At 59.6% G+C, this 13,815-nt stretch carries 13 protein-coding genes; 9 read left to right on the top strand and 4 right to left on the bottom strand.

All coding sequences use genetic code 11. The features are described 5' to 3' along the window. From murU to BLV81_RS06550, 4 genes are read left to right on the top strand one after another with little or no spacing between them, the layout of a single operon-like run. A complete protein-coding gene (murU, locus tag BLV81_RS06565) occupies positions 1-708 on the top strand; it encodes an N-acetylmuramate alpha-1-phosphate uridylyltransferase MurU (protein WP_092353627.1) in 708 nt (235 codons plus the stop codon). A 50-nt stretch (positions 709-758) separates the two neighbouring features. After that, positions 759-2,099 carry an aminopeptidase P N-terminal domain-containing protein gene (locus BLV81_RS06560; protein WP_092353625.1) on the top strand — a complete coding sequence of 447 codons (1,341 nt, stop codon included), beginning with the start codon at positions 759-761 and terminating at the stop codon, positions 2,097-2,099. A gap of 55 nt (positions 2,100-2,154) precedes the next feature. Then, positions 2,155-2,787 (top strand): HAD family hydrolase, encoded by a 633-nt coding sequence (locus BLV81_RS06555; protein ID WP_092353917.1) that lies wholly within the window; start codon positions 2,155-2,157, stop codon positions 2,785-2,787. Beyond that, a complete protein-coding gene (locus BLV81_RS06550) occupies positions 2,784-3,956 on the top strand; it encodes a UbiH/UbiF/VisC/COQ6 family ubiquinone biosynthesis hydroxylase (protein ID WP_092353623.1) in 1,173 nt (390 codons plus the stop codon). Before BLV81_RS06555 ends, BLV81_RS06550 begins: the two co-directional genes overlap by 4 nt. Before the next feature lie 78 nt (positions 3,957-4,034). Here the strand turns inward: BLV81_RS06550 and BLV81_RS06545 are convergent, their stop codons facing one another. The 4 genes from BLV81_RS06545 to BLV81_RS06530 form a co-directional block, all read right to left on the bottom strand. Further along, on the bottom strand, positions 4,035-5,471 hold the full coding sequence (locus BLV81_RS06545) for an NAD(P)(+) transhydrogenase (Re/Si-specific) subunit beta (protein ID WP_092353621.1): 1,437 nt from the start codon (positions 5,469-5,471) through the stop codon (positions 4,035-4,037). After that, positions 5,468-5,794 (bottom strand): NAD(P) transhydrogenase subunit alpha part 2, encoded by a 327-nt coding sequence (locus BLV81_RS06540; RefSeq protein WP_092353619.1) that lies wholly within the window; start codon positions 5,792-5,794, stop codon positions 5,468-5,470. The genes BLV81_RS06545 and BLV81_RS06540 overlap by 4 nt, the downstream gene beginning before the upstream one ends. A 48-nt stretch (positions 5,795-5,842) precedes the next feature. Next, a complete protein-coding gene (panD, locus tag BLV81_RS06535) occupies positions 5,843-6,205 on the bottom strand; it encodes an aspartate 1-decarboxylase (RefSeq protein WP_092353616.1) in 363 nt (120 codons plus the stop codon). A gap of 120 nt (positions 6,206-6,325) precedes the next feature. Further along, positions 6,326-7,441 (bottom strand): Re/Si-specific NAD(P)(+) transhydrogenase subunit alpha, encoded by a 1,116-nt coding sequence (locus BLV81_RS06530; protein ID WP_092353614.1) that lies wholly within the window; start codon positions 7,439-7,441, stop codon positions 6,326-6,328. A gap of 313 nt (positions 7,442-7,754) precedes the next feature. On the opposite strand from BLV81_RS06530, the gene BLV81_RS06525 reads away from it, so the two are divergent. From BLV81_RS06525 to BLV81_RS06505, 5 genes are all read left to right on the top strand, one after another. After that, entirely contained in the window at positions 7,755-8,240 is a 486-nt protein-coding gene (locus BLV81_RS06525; protein ID WP_092353612.1) for an NUDIX hydrolase, read from the top strand. Continuing rightward, positions 8,233-9,384: a tRNA 2-thiouridine(34) synthase MnmA gene (mnmA, locus tag BLV81_RS06520; RefSeq protein ID WP_092353610.1), complete on the top strand. Its 1,152-nt coding sequence runs from the start codon at positions 8,233-8,235 to the stop codon at positions 9,382-9,384. The genes BLV81_RS06525 and mnmA overlap by 8 nt, the downstream gene beginning before the upstream one ends. A gap of 351 nt (positions 9,385-9,735) precedes the next feature. Further along, entirely contained in the window at positions 9,736-10,008 is a 273-nt protein-coding gene (locus tag BLV81_RS06515) for a DUF4148 domain-containing protein (RefSeq protein ID WP_092353608.1), read from the top strand. A gap of 179 nt (positions 10,009-10,187) precedes the next feature. Beyond that, the gene (locus BLV81_RS06510; RefSeq protein WP_092353606.1) at positions 10,188-11,693 is read left to right on the top strand and encodes an efflux transporter outer membrane subunit; all 1,506 of its coding nucleotides are present in this window, start codon (positions 10,188-10,190) and stop codon (positions 11,691-11,693) included. 12 nt (positions 11,694-11,705) lie between these two features. Beyond that, entirely contained in the window at positions 11,706-13,814 is a 2,109-nt protein-coding gene (locus tag BLV81_RS06505; protein WP_092353604.1) for an FUSC family protein, read from the top strand. The last annotated feature ends 1 nt before the right edge of the window (position 13,815 follow it).

The raw sequence follows: 13,815 nt of genomic DNA, 5'->3' as shown, positions 1-13,815 counted from the left end.
ATGAAAGCAATGATTTTCGCCGCCGGCCGCGGCGAGCGCATGCGCCCGCTGACCGACACCATCCCCAAACCCTTGCTGACGGTCCGCGGCCGGCCGCTGATCGTCTGGCACATCGTCAACCTGGTGCGTGCCGGCATCACCGACATCGTCATCAATCACGCTCACCTGGGGCAAATGATTGAAGATGCGCTGGGCGACGGCAGCAAATTCGGCGCGACGATTACCTACTCGCCGGAAGCCGTGGCGCTGGAAACCGCGGGCGGCATCGCCAACGCTCGCCATCTGCTCGGCGCGGCGCCGTTCGTGGCGATTGCAGGCGATGTCTACTGCCCGCATTTCGACTTCGAGCAAGTCAAGAATACGCTGGAAGACAATGACATCTGGGGCCAGCCGTATGCGCTGGACAAGCGCGACAATGCCTGGCTGTTCCTGGTGAAAAATCCTGCCCACCACCCGCAGGGCGATTTCGCGCTGCACAGTTTTTCGGTCAGCAACGAGGGTGAGCCCGGCCATACCTATACCTTCTCCGGCATCGGCGTTTACCGGCCATCGATGTTCGATGGCGTCGGCGCCGGCCAATCGGCAAAGCTGGTGACCTTGCTGCGCGAAAATGCAGCGCGCGGCCAGATCGGCGGCGACGTGTATCGCGGCGAATGGACTGATGTCGGCACCATCGAACGCCTGAATCAACTGAACGCGCCGCTGTAGTTGACAACACATAGCCGCAACACATTAACCTATCCCAGAAAGACGCCCGCATGACTCCTTACAGCACACGCCGCAGCAAACTGATTGCGCAGATGCAGGCCATGGGCGGCGGCGTCGCCGTCATCTCGACGGCGCCCGAGGCCGCTCGCAACGCCGACTCCGATTTTCCGTATCGCCATGACAGCAGCTTCTATTATCTTTCCGGTTTCACCGAGCCGGACGCCGTGATCGTCCTGATCGCCGGCAAAGATGCAAAGGCGATCCTGTTTTGCCGGGAAAAAAATCTGGAACGGGAAATCTGGGACGGCTATCGTTTCGGCCCTGACGCCGCCCGCGAGCAGCTCGGTTTCGACGCCGCGTTTGCGATCGGCGCCATCGATACCGAAATGCCGAAACTGCTGGCCGATGCGCCGGCGATTTTTTACTCGCTGGGCAAACAAGCTAATCGCGATATTCAATTGCAAGGCTGGCTCAACAAATTGAGCGGCCAGGCCCGTATCGGCGTCAGCGCACCGGCCACTATCCATAGCCTGGATCCGCTGCTGGCTGAAATGCGCCTGTTTAAAGACGCAGGTGAGCACGCGATCATGCAACGCTCCGGGCAGATTGCCGCCGGCGCCCATTGCCGCGCGATGCGCCTGGCCCGTCCCGGCTTGCGCGAATATCATCTGGAAGCTGAATTGCTGCATGAATTCCGCACCCAAGGCGCGGAGTCCCCGGCCTATACCTCGATCGTCGCCACCGGCGCTAACGCTTGCGTGCTGCATTACCGCGCCGGCAACACCGAACTGAAAGACGGCGACCTGGTGCTGATCGATGCCGGCTGTGAATTCGAAAGCTACGCCTCCGACATCACCCGCACATTTCCAGCCAATGGCGTATTCTCCGGTCCGCAAAAAACGCTGTATGAAATCGTGCTGGCGGCGCAGCAGGCCGCGATAGCGGCAACCCGCCCGGGACAGTGCTTCATCGACGGCCACAACGCAGCGCTGCGGGTGCTGGCGCAAGGCATGCTGGATACCGGCCTGCTCAACAAGAACAAAACCGGCACGCTCGACGACGTGATCGCCAATGGCGACTATCGCCAGTTCTACATGCACAGCACCGGTCACTGGATCGGTCTTGACGTGCATGACGTCGGCGCCTACCGCGAACCCGGTGCAGCCGCCCCGGAAGGCCAGCAAAAGCCGTGGCGCAAGCTGCAGCCCGGCATGGTCACCACGGTCGAACCGGGCATCTACGTGCGTCCGGCCGAGGGCGTGCCGGAACAATACTGGAATATCGGCATCCGCATCGAAGACGACATCCTGGTTACTGCAGACGGCAACCACAACCTGACCAGCGACGTCCCTACCTCGCTGGCCGAGATCGAAGCATTGATGCGCACATGAAGCAAGCGCGGCCCCTGGAACACGACGTAGTACAGACACGAGTATCATGATGTCCATGACAAACGCGACTCCCACCATCGTCGTCTTCGACCTCGGCGGCGTTCTTTTCGACTGGAACCCCGACTATCTGTACCGCAAGCTGATCGCCGACGACAGCGAGCGCAAGTGGTTCCTCGCCAACGTCTGTAACAGCGAGTGGAATCTGCAGCAAGATGCCGGCCGCCCGCTCAGCGAGGCAACCGCCGTCCTCAGCGCCCGCCATCCGGCTCACGCTCGCCTGATCCACGCTTTCTATGCGCGCTGGACTGAAATGCTGGGAGGTACGCTGGCAGAAGGCATGGCGATTTTCGAGGCACTGGAAACGGCTGGCGTGCCGCTGTACGCCTTGACCAACTGGTCGGGCGAAACCTTCCCCTACGCCCGCGACAACTATCCGTTCCTGCGCCGCTTCAAGGACGTGCTGGTGTCGGGCGATGAAAAACTGATCAAGCCGGATGCGCGTATTTACCAACGCATGCTGGAACGCATTCGCCAACACTATCCCGATGCGCAGCCGGAACAACTGGTGTTCATCGACGATGTCCGCAGAAACGTCGATGCGGCGCATGCGCTCGGCTGGCGCGCCATTCATCATACCGACCCTGCCGCCACCGCCGCCCAGCTGCGCAACTGGGGGTTGCCGGCATGAACACCACCACCCATCCGCAGCTGCAGACCGAAGTCGACATCGCCATCTGCGGCGCCGGTCCGGTCGGCCTGAGCCTGGCTGCATTACTGGTTAAACGCGGCGTGGCAGCTGCGCGGATTGCGCTGATCGACGCCAAGACGGTTGAACTGGCACGGCAAGATCCGCGTTCCCTGGCGCTTTCCTACGGCAGCCGCCAGATCCTGCAAGAAATCGGCGCCTGGCCGATTGCCGCCACCGCCATCCATCAGATCCATGTCTCGCGCCGCGCGCATTTCGGCCGCACCCTGATCCAGCGCGAGGAATTCCAGCTGCCGGCGCTCGGCTATGTCACGCGTTATGGCAACCTGATAACGGCTTTAGCGGCGCTGCCGGCGCTGGCCGGCATCCACTTGCTGCGGCCGCTGCAAGTCAGCGCCAGCACCGAGCAAGACGACGGTGTGGTATTGCAATTGTCAGATGGCAGTTCGCTGCGGAGTCAATTGCTGGTGCAAGCTGAAGGCGGTATATTCGGCGCCCAGGATGACAAATCCCTGCAACGCGATTACCAGCAAATCGGCATCGTCGCCAACGTCCAGAGCAGCGCACCGATTCCACACCGCGCATTTGAACGCTTCACCGATCAGGGGCCGCTGGCGCTGCTGCCGCAGGACGACGAGCACGGCCACAACTATGCCTTGGTATGGTGCGTGCGCCCTGCCACTGCAAGCCAGCTGCTGGCGCTGGACGACGCCGCATTCCTGCAGGCATTGGCGCAAGCCTTCGGCGGCCGGCTTGGAGGTTTTCTGAAGACATCGAAGCGCAACAGCTTTCCGCTGGGCTTGAACGCTCGCCCCGCAGCTACGCTCAGGACTGTAGCCATTGGCAACGCCGCGCAAACCTTGCACCCGGTTGCCGGCCAGGGCTTGAACCTGGGCTTGCGCGATGCAGCGGTGCTGGCACGTTTGCTGGCCAGCGACATGACACCGGATACCCTGCAACGGTTTGCCGCCGCCAGACAGGCAGACCGCAGCTTGACGATCCACCTGACCGATGTCATGGCGCGGATTTTTGCCAGCGCGCCGGACGGCGCCGTATCGCAAACCCTGCTTGGTCTGTCGCTGGGACTGGTAGATGTTGTGAAGCCCGCCAGGCGCTTGCTGGCCCGACAAATGATGTTCGGACGACGCTAATTTTCGCTCCACTGTCACAATAAAAAAAACCGCGGCGGTTTTAGCCGGCGCGGTTTTTTTTATGGGAATGGCCAGCGCTTACTCAATCGCCTTCGCCATATCTTCAATCACCTTCTTGGCATCGCCGAACACCATCATGGTTTTATCCATGTAGAACAACTCGTTGTCCAGCCCGGCATAGCCGGAAGCCATGGAACGCTTGTTGACGATGACGGTCTTGGCTTTGTAGGCTTCCAGGATAGGCATGCCGGCAATCGACGACTTCGGATCCTTGGCGGCCGGATTGACGACGTCGTTGGCGCCCAGCACCAGCACCACATCGGCCTGGGCGAATTCGCTGTTGATGTCTTCCATCTCGAACACCTGGTCGTACGGCACTTCAGCCTCCGCCAGCAACACGTTCATGTGGCCTGGCATGCGCCCCGCCACCGGGTGAATCGCAAACTTGACGGTAACGCCCTTGTGCGACAGCTTTTCAGCCAGCTCCATCAAGGCATGCTGCGCACGCGCCACCGCCAGCCCGTAGCCGGGAACGATGATGACGGTTTCGGCATTCCCCAGCAGGAACGAGGCATCGTCGGCGGAACCGGACTTCACCGGACGCTGGGCCTGTGCGCCAGCCGATGTCGCCGCCGCGGCGTCGCCGCCAAAGCCGCCCAGGATCACGTTGAAGAACGAACGATTCATCGCCTTGCACATGATGTAGGACAGGATCGCGCCGCTGGAACCGACCAGCGAACCGGCGATGATCAGCATCGAGTTATTCAGCGAAAAGCCGATGCCGGCTGCCGCCCAGCCTGAATAGCTGTTGAGCATAGACACCACCACCGGCATGTCGGCGCCGCCGATCGGGATAATGATCAACACACCCAGCGCAAACGCGATGATGGTCATCAAGATGAAAGGCAGCCAGGACTGGGTCAGCACAAAGATGATCCCCAGCCCCAGCATCGCCACGGCCAGCAACAGGTTGAAGAAGTGCTGGCCGCGGAAACTGACCGGCGCACCCTGGAACAGGCGGAATTTGTACTTGCCCGACAGCTTGCCGAAAGCGATCACCGAACCGGAGAAGGTAATCGCGCCGACAAAGGTGCCGATAAACAGTTCGATGCGGTTACCGGTCGGCAGCAATTCGCCATGTGCGGCAATACCGAAAGCCCATGGCTCCGACACCGCGGCAACCGCGATACATACCGCCGCCAGACCGATCAGCGAGTGCATCGCCGCCACCAGTTCCGGCATCTTGGTCATCTCTACCCGCTTGGCCAGGAAGGCGCCGATGCCGCCGCCCGCCACCACGCCGCCGGCCACCAGCCAGAAACCGAGGCCGGCTCCTTGCGATTCCGCTTTCAGCTTGACGATCAGGGCAATCGTAGTGACGACTGCTATCGCCATGCCGCTCATGCCAAAGACATTACCGCGCCGCGCCGAAGACGGGTGCGACAAACCCTTGAGCGCCTGGATGAAGCAAACCGAGGCGATCAGGTACAACAAGGTCACCAGGTTCATGCTCATTGCTGCGCTCCCTCTTTAGCTGCAGGCTTGGCCTTGGGCTCTTTTTTCTTGAACATTTCCAGCATGCGCTGGGTCACCAGAAAACCGCCGAATACGTTGACAGCCGCCAGCGCCACCGCCAGCGTGCCGGCGACCTGGCCGACGATGCCTTCGGTCAGGCCGGCGGCCAGCATGGCGCCGATGATGATGATGGCCGAAATGGCATTGGTGACCGCCATCAGCGGTGTATGCAAGGCAGGTGTAACGGTCCAGACCACGTGGTAGCCGACGTAGATCGCCAGTACGAAAATGATCAGGTTGGTGATGGTGTGCGTGACTTCCATGATTTCCCCTTGATAGAAGGACAGCGCTGTTGAAACGCGCCGCTGGCCTTAGATTTTCTTCAGGCCGGTGATACGGTTGTTGTCATCGACAAACACCACTTTCGGCACATAGCTGCGGGCCTCTTCATTCGAAAGCGGAGCATAAGTGCAAATGATCAGCAGGTCGCCCAGATGCGCGCAACGTGCAGCGGCGCCGTTCAGCGAAATCTCGCCGCTGCCGCGTTTGCCGCGGATCGCGTAGGTCGAAAAGCGCTGGCCGTTGTTGACGTTGTACAGTTCGATCTTTTCAAACTCGCGGATGTCGGCCGCTTCCAGCAGATCCTCATCTATCCCGCAAGAGCCCTCGTAATGCAGGTCAGCCTGAGTAACGGTTGCGCGATGAATTTTTGCGCGCAGCATGATGCGTTGCATATCTTGTTTCTCCAGTTTACGAAGCCTCCGACCTCAGCCGGACGCCTCTTTACAGCTATTAATTAAATCGGTATTTATATCGGTATTTTTTTGCGCCGCTTAGTAATTTACTTATGTAACTTACTTGCGCAGCACCTCGCCGCCGCTGCACAACAAGGTGCCGGCAACGATATCGTCCTCGCGGTTGATCACCAGGCCGCCTTCGGCATTGATGATCAGCTTGAGGAAATCGAGCACGTTGCGCGCATACAGCGCCGAGGCGTCAGCCGCCACCAGCGTCGCCAGATTGCCTTCGCCGATGATGTGGACGCCGTGCCTGATGACGGTTTTGCCGCTTTCCGACAAAGGACAGTTGCCGCCCTGGTCCACCGCCATGTCGAGAATCACCGAACCCGGCTTCATCGCCTTGACGGTGTCTTCGCTGATCAGCACAGGTGCTTTGCGGCCGGGAATCAGGGCGGTGGTGATAATGATATCGGCTTGCTTGGCGCGCTCGTGCACCAGTTCGGCCTGGCGCCGCATCCAGTCGGCCGGCATAGCCCGCGCATAGCCGCCTACGCCTTGGGCGATTTCCCGTTCTTCATCCGTGATGAAAGGCACATCCAGGAATTTCGCGCCCAGCGATTCGATCTGTTCCTTCACCGCCGGCCGCACATCGGAGGCCTCGATCACCGCGCCGAGACGCTTGGCGGTGGCGATCGCCTGCAAACCGGCTACGCCCGCGCCCATGATCAGCATGCGCGCCGCCTTGACGGTGCCGGCTGCGGTCATCAGCATCGGCATGAAGCGCTGATAGGTATTGGCGGCCATCAGCACCGCTTTGTAGCCGGCGATATTGGCTTGCGACGACAACACATCCATAGCTTGCGCACGCGAAGTGCGCGGCGCCGCTTCCAGCGCAAACGCGGTCAAGCCATGGCTTGCCATAACAGCAATATTGTCGGCATCAAAAGGATTCAGCATACCGACCACGACCGTACCGCTCTTCAGCAGGGCCAGTTCGTCAGCGCCGGGGGCACGCACCTTGAGCACGGTTTCCACGCCGAATGCCGCCGCCGCAGTCACCATCTCGGCGCCTGCAGCCGCGTAGGCTTCATCGGTAATACTGGATAAAATGCCGGCGCCGGACTGCACCAAAACCTGGTGTTTGGCCGCCACCAGCTTTTTTACCGTCTCCGGAGTCGCTGCAACCCGTGTCTCGCCAAGCCGCGTCTCGGCGGGAATGCCGATTTTCATGTACTTCTCCCACGATGTTAGAAATTTTTTAGATTTGTTGAGGACAGAGTAATTCACCACGCTACGGTGGTTCTTAAACCCTACCCGGGCAGCTCTGTCCCGCAATTAGTTGTATGGAATCTTACACGGAAAAATTGCGGCTCAACAACCAGACGTCTTGATGTAGGTTATTTATCCTAAAATTAATCATTAGTTGCGCGTATGACTACAATCGCTTCTTCGCTCTATGCTAGGACGCTGCGGATACCCTCCTTGCCCGCTTTTCATCGAAAACCGGCAGGCAAGTTAAAATATCGGATTAACCGAGGAATTTATGACTGACGTTTGGAAACCCTCTGTCACAGTCGCCGCGATCATAGAGCGCGACGGCCGCTTCTTGCTGATTGAAGAAGCGACCAGTGACGGCATCCGCATCAACCAGCCAGCCGGCCATCTCGATCCCAACGAGTCGCTGCTGCAGGCTGTCGTGCGCGAAACGCTGGAAGAAACCGCGCATGATTTCACCCCTACCGCGCTGGTCGGCATGTATATGGCGCGTTATGTATCGGCGCGCACCGGCAAAGCGGTCACTTACTTGCGCTTTGCCTTTTGCGGCGATCTCGGCGCACAGCACGATCAGGCGCTCGATCACGGCATCTTGCGTACCCTGTGGATGTCGCGCGACGAACTGGCAGCCTGCCAGGAGCGTCATCGTAGTTCGCAGGTGTTGCTTTGCATCGACGATTACCTGCGCGGTCAACGCGCACCGTTAAGCATGCTGAACACTCATCCAAGTGCTTACGGAGCGGCTAATGTCTAGTAAAAAACGCGTAGTCATCGGCATGTCGGGCGGGGTCGACTCCTCGGTTTCGGCCTGGATGCTGAAACAGCAAGGTTATGAAGTCATCGGCCTGTTCATGAAAAACTGGGAGGACGACGACGATTCCGAATACTGCTCGACGCGCCAGGATTGGATCGATGCGGTCAGCGTGGCCGACGTCATCGGGGTCGACATCGAAGCGGTGAATTTTGCCGCCGAGTACAAAGATCGGGTATTCGCCGAATTCCTGCGCGAGTATCAGGCCGGACGCACTCCCAATCCGGACGTCCTGTGCAATGCCGAAATCAAGTTCAAGGCCTTTCTCGATCACGCCATGAAACTGGGCGCCGACCTGATCGCTACCGGCCATTACGCCCGGGTGCGGCAAGCCGATTCGGGTCGTTTCGAGTTGTTGAAGGCGGTCGACGCCAGCAAGGATCAAAGCTATTTCCTGCACCGCCTGAACCAGTCGCAGTTATCGCGAACCTTGTTCCCGCTGGGTGAAATCCAGAAAACCGAAGTACGCAAGATCGCCGAACAGATTCAGTTGCCGAATGCCAAGAAAAAGGACTCAACCGGCATCTGCTTTATCGGCGAACGGCCATTCCGTGAATTCCTGAACCGTTACCTGTCCTATCAGCCGGGGCCGATGAAAACCCCGGACGGCGATGTGGTGGGCGAACATGTGGGTCTGAGTTTTTACACGCTGGGCCAGCGCAAGGGCATAGGCCTGGGTGGCATGAAGACGCACAAGAATGCGGGCGGCGATAGCGATCCCTGGTATGTCGCCAGGAAAGATGTAGCAAACAACACGCTGTACATCGTCCAGGGACATGATCACCCTTGGCTGCTGTCGTCGACGCTGCAAGCCGGACAACTCAGCTGGGTGTCGGGTGAAGCGCCGGATAGCGGGCATTTGTCGGCCAAGACGCGTTATCGGCAGGCTGACATGGCATGCGCGTTTGACGGCCTGCTGTTGCCGGGAACGGAAACCGAAACGGGAGTGAAAACGGGGGTGGAAAACTTCGCCCTCAAATTTACCGATCCGCAATGGGCGGTCACTCCCGGCCAATCCGCCGTGCTGTATGACGGCGATATCTGTCTCGGCGGCGGCATTATCGAATCATCCGGCAACACTGCCTGACCACGATCTGGCGCTGGTTTTGCATCTTGACAATGCAAAACCAGCGCGCTTCCGACCGGCCGTTCTGGCCCGCTCGTTCTTACCTACCTTACCGACCAGCCTTCCCGAACTATGCTTTGTTGTGCGTCCGCAGCAAAAAGTTTCCGATAATTATTTCTATTTCAGAAATAGTTAATTTCCAATAAGGCTATTTATTGTTGATCGTGGAATCTCTACACTGAGCTTCATCGATGGGCGCAACACACAAGCAATCTCAACAACGCAAGTGCGCCGCTCACCGAGGCAGGACCCGACGGGCTGCACAACGCCTGTTCCGCCGAGCCCGGTGCCATCAACTTACTGGAGAAAAACATGAATGCCAAACAACTTATCGCAGGTCTCGCAATCTTAGCCGCCGCTGGCAGCGCCCTGGCCGTCACCCCATATCCACCCGAAACACCGTTCGTCTCGACCAAGTCGCGTGCCGATGTCCAGGCTGAACTGTTGCAAGCCCAGAAAGACGGTTCGCTGACTGTAGCGCGTAACCAGTACCCTGTCGTTGCAGCCGCAGGCAAGTCGGTTAGCCGCGCTGAAGTCGCAAGCCAGATCGACAAAGCAGAGCCATCGGTCTACAACGGCAACTAAGCTGAACCAAGTTAAAAAAAGCAGCTGATGCGACGCTGACCCAGCAAGTTTCAGCGTTGCGCAAAAACGCCAGCAATGCTGGCGTTTTGCTATTATTCACGCATATCCTTGTGCGCCGCGAAACCCGGTTTATTTAGCAGGTAGAAGCGTTCAAACCAGTCATCATATTTTGGGTACACATGCGGTTATTTTCCTTCCCCAAGCGTTACCCTCCGGTCAATCTGCTGCTGGCCTGTTCCCTGACGCTCCTGCTAAGTGCCTGTGCCGATTTTTCGGGCATCATTCCGCAATCCAAATTGACGGACGGTAATTCGCTCTCCGCAGGCGCGGCGCTGACGAACATCGCCAACACCGCATGGCCAACCAGCTCCTGGTGGGAAAGTTATCGCGACCCGCAACTTGACGCCCTGGTGCGACAAGCCATCGCCGACAGCCCCAACCTGAAGATCGCCCAGGCGCGCATCCGCCAGGCTTCGTCATTGGCCGGCGTAGCGCGCGCCGCCACACTGCCCAAGGCGGGCGCCGAAGCAAGCAGTACGCGCGGCTTGTACTCATCCGAATATATCTTCCCGCCGCCGCTCGGCGGCAGCTGGAACTGGGACAATGAAATTACCGTCAAGGCCAGCTACGATCTTGACCTGTGGGACAAGGATCGCAGCGCGCTCGAATCGGCACTCGATACAGTCCATGTGAGCGCCGCCGAAGCCCAGAGCGCCCAGTTGAATCTGGAAGTCGCCGTGGTGCGCGGCTATCTGCAGCTGGCCACGCAATTCGCACTGCGCGACATCTCCAGCGCGACGCTGGCACAGCAAACTTCCATCGCCAGCATCGCGCGACGAAAACTGGCGGCGGGTCTCGGCACCCGGCTGGAAGTCAGCCAGGCCGAAACGGCATTGCCTGACGCCCGCGCCAACATTGAAAAAATCGACGAAAACATCGCCTTGCTGCGTAACCAGATTGCCGCCTTAAGCGGCAAAGGCCCTGGCAGCGGCGCAGCGATTCAGCGGCCGCAACTGGCTGCCCGCCTGGTCGGCGCCGACAACCAGGCGCCGCTGGCGATCGGCTTGCCCGACAATGTGCCGGCACACCTGATCGGCCGCCGCCCGGATGTGATTGCGCAACGCTGGCGGGTCGAGGCGATGGACAAGAATATCGATGTCGCCAAGGCGGCGTTCTATCCGGATATCAATATCTCCGCCTTCATCGGCTTGCAAGCGCTCGGCTTCACCAATTTCCTGAGTTCGTCTGCCGCAGTACGCGGCGCCGGACCGGCGATTTCGCTGCCGATTTTTGAAGGCGGCCGCCTGCGCGCCAATCTCGGCGCGCAAACCGCGGCGCTCGACGCCGCTATCGAAAGTTACAACAACACCTTGGTGCAAGCCCTGCAAAACGTCGCCGACCAGATCATCAAACTGAAGTCGCAGCAACAGCAGCGCGGACAGTCGGAACAGGCATTGGCGCTCTCGCAGCAATCCTACGATCTGGCCAAGCGCGCTTACCAGGCCGGCCTGACCGCCAATATCAATGTCATACAAACTCAGTTGACCCTGTTGCAACAGCAGCAGCACGTGGCGCAAATCCGCGCCGCTTACCTGGATAGCTGGGCGCAACTGATGCAGGCGCTAGGCGGCGGCCTGGGCGACGATTTGCCGCAGCCGGCGAGCACCGTCGCTGCAGAAAAATAAGCGGCGCCAATCATGACCATCGCGAGCGAGATTGCAGGCAGGCGGCAAAACTGGCTGGACCATCTGAAGCATGCTGCCGTCAGCTGGGTAGAAGGCCATGGCCAGGATCTGCTGCATATCAGCAAAATCCTGCTGGCGACTTTGCTGGCGCTGGGCCTGTCGCTGTTGTTCAACCTGTCCAAGCCGGGCACCGCAATGGTCACCGTCGTCATCGTGCTGCAGCCGCGCAGCGGCCTGGTGCTGGCCAAAGGTTTTTATCGTTTCATCGGCACCGCGGTCGGGGTCATCATGTCGATCATCCTGGCCGCCTCGTTTTCGCAGCAACCGGTTTTGTTCCTGGCTGCCGGCGCCTGCTGGCTGGCTTTTTGCACCGCCGGCTCGACCATATTCCGCAATTTTCAATCGTATGCCTTCGTGCTGGCCGGGTATACCCTGGTCATTGTCGGCTTGCCGGCGGCGCTGCAGCCGGACCAAGCCTTCGATATCGCCATGACGCGTCTGAGCGAAGTGATGCTGGGCTTGCTCTGCGCCGGAGTAGTCAGCGATGTGCTCTTCCCTAAACACTTATCCGACGTCCTGCTGCAAATTGCGCGCAAGCGATTCGCCGATTTCAAGGGCTTCATCGCACTCGATGACGTTGCCGCCGACTCGCGGCCGGTGCGCGAGCGGATGGTGCTGCGCTTTATCGGCGAAGTCGTTTCGCTTGAAGCCCTGCGCACCTCATCGGTATTTGAAAGCGCTGCCGGGCATCTGCAAAGCCTTCGGCTAAGGCAGTTAAATAATGCCTTCATGACCGCCTCCACTACCTTTCACTCGCTCGACCAGCTGTTCGGCCGCCTGCAAACCAATGGCAAGCTAAGCACGCTCAATGCACTATTGATGGAATACAAAGCGATCGTGCACGCGCTCTGCGGCAAGGATCGCACGCTGCTGGCGCAAGTGCGCAGCGCGCTGCCGCAACGCCTGACCGCCTTGCGCCGCGGCCTGGCTGCCAGCAGCAGCGACAGCGACAGCAGCAACCTGCTCGATTTCGACTCAGCCACCGAATTGCTGACAAGATTTGCCGATGAATTGCAGATCTATGCAAGGATCCACGCAGTCGTGATCCAAACCGAATTGCACAGGCCGGACGACGTCCAGCTGATCTCGCATTATGTAGCGCGCACCGACCCGACGCTGGTCGTGACATCGGCCTTGCGCGCGGCGATCGGTTTCGGCGTGTCGTCGTTATTCTGGATACGGTCAGGCTGGGTTTCCGGCACCGACGCCGTCGTCATGGCAACCGTCGTCAGCGCCCTGTTTGCAGCAGCTCCCTCCCCTGCCAAGGTAGTAAAACAGTTCATGATCGGCGCTGCACTGGGAGGATTTTTCGGTTTCTTATCCGCTTATTACCTGCAATCGCAAGCCGAAAACTTCACCATGCTGTGCCTCTCGCTGGCGCCATTCATCCTGATCGGCGCCTGGCTTAGCACCACCAAAAAACATTCCGGCATCGGCACCGGCATCTTGCTTTTCTTCTTATCCTACGCCAGCATCGGCAGCAATTATCAATTCGACATGCCGGCGCTGCTCAACGGCATGGCCGGCGGCCTGATCGGGGTTGCCATTGCCTTGGTCATGTATCAGATCATCGATCCATCCGACAGCAGCTGGATCAAACGCCGCCTGGCGCGGGCGTTGCGACGTCAAGTGGTAGAGGCATGCAGCCGGCCGCTACCCGGATTGCCGGCCCGCTTCGAGAGCGGCACCCGCGATCTGCTGTCGCGCTTTGCGGTGACCCACTCGCTGGATAACCCGGATGACCGCGATATCATGACCTGGTTATTATCGGTACTGGAAATCGGCCGCGCCGTGCTGCAGCTGCGGCAGGAAACCCTGAGCGTCGCCGATCCTGCGGTGCACGAAAAAATCGAACACAGCATACGCAGCATCGCCCATCTTTTTGCGCGCCCTAGTCAAACCCGCCTGCGCGCTGCGCTGGATGCCGTGTTGGCCGCGATTGCCGTGTGCGGCGACCTGCCGGCAGTGCTGGCCAACCTGCATCTGATGCGCGGCGCCATGCTGGAGCGCGTCACGGTGCTGACGCCGGCCGAAACTTCACCTATCGCTTCCGAGACTTGAC

Origin of the sequence: Collimonas sp. OK242, from assembly GCF_900107095.1 — a bacterium.
Classification (GTDB): domain Bacteria; phylum Pseudomonadota; class Gammaproteobacteria; order Burkholderiales; family Burkholderiaceae_D; genus Collimonas.
This window is presented reverse-complemented; position numbering and strand designations above follow the sequence as displayed.

Bases quoted from the DNA above. Each gene is read 5' to 3' on its own strand.
- murU (WP_092353627.1), top strand. From the start codon at position 1: ATGAAAGCAATGATTTTCGCCGCCGGCCGCGGCGAGCGCATGCGCCCG.
- BLV81_RS06560 (WP_092353625.1), top strand. From the start codon at position 759: ATGACTCCTTACAGCACACGCCGCAGCAAACTGATTGCGCAGATGCAG.
- BLV81_RS06555 (WP_092353917.1), top strand. From the start codon at position 2,155: ATGACAAACGCGACTCCCACCATCGTCGTCTTCGACCTCGGCGGCGTT.
- BLV81_RS06550 (WP_092353623.1), top strand. From the start codon at position 2,784: ATGAACACCACCACCCATCCGCAGCTGCAGACCGAAGTCGACATCGCC.
- BLV81_RS06545 (WP_092353621.1), bottom strand. From the start codon at position 5,471: ATGAGCATGAACCTGGTGACCTTGTTGTACCTGATCGCCTCGGTTTGC.
- BLV81_RS06540 (WP_092353619.1), bottom strand. From the start codon at position 5,794: ATGGAAGTCACGCACACCATCACCAACCTGATCATTTTCGTACTGGCG.
- panD (WP_092353616.1), bottom strand. From the start codon at position 6,205: ATGCAACGCATCATGCTGCGCGCAAAAATTCATCGCGCAACCGTTACT.
- BLV81_RS06530 (WP_092353614.1), bottom strand. From the start codon at position 7,441: ATGAAAATCGGCATTCCCGCCGAGACGCGGCTTGGCGAGACACGGGTT.
- BLV81_RS06525 (WP_092353612.1), top strand. From the start codon at position 7,755: ATGACTGACGTTTGGAAACCCTCTGTCACAGTCGCCGCGATCATAGAG.
- mnmA (WP_092353610.1), top strand. From the start codon at position 8,233: ATGTCTAGTAAAAAACGCGTAGTCATCGGCATGTCGGGCGGGGTCGAC.
- BLV81_RS06515 (WP_092353608.1), top strand. From the start codon at position 9,736: ATGAATGCCAAACAACTTATCGCAGGTCTCGCAATCTTAGCCGCCGCT.
- BLV81_RS06510 (WP_092353606.1), top strand. From the start codon at position 10,188: ATGCGGTTATTTTCCTTCCCCAAGCGTTACCCTCCGGTCAATCTGCTG.
- BLV81_RS06505 (WP_092353604.1), top strand. From the start codon at position 11,706: ATGACCATCGCGAGCGAGATTGCAGGCAGGCGGCAAAACTGGCTGGAC.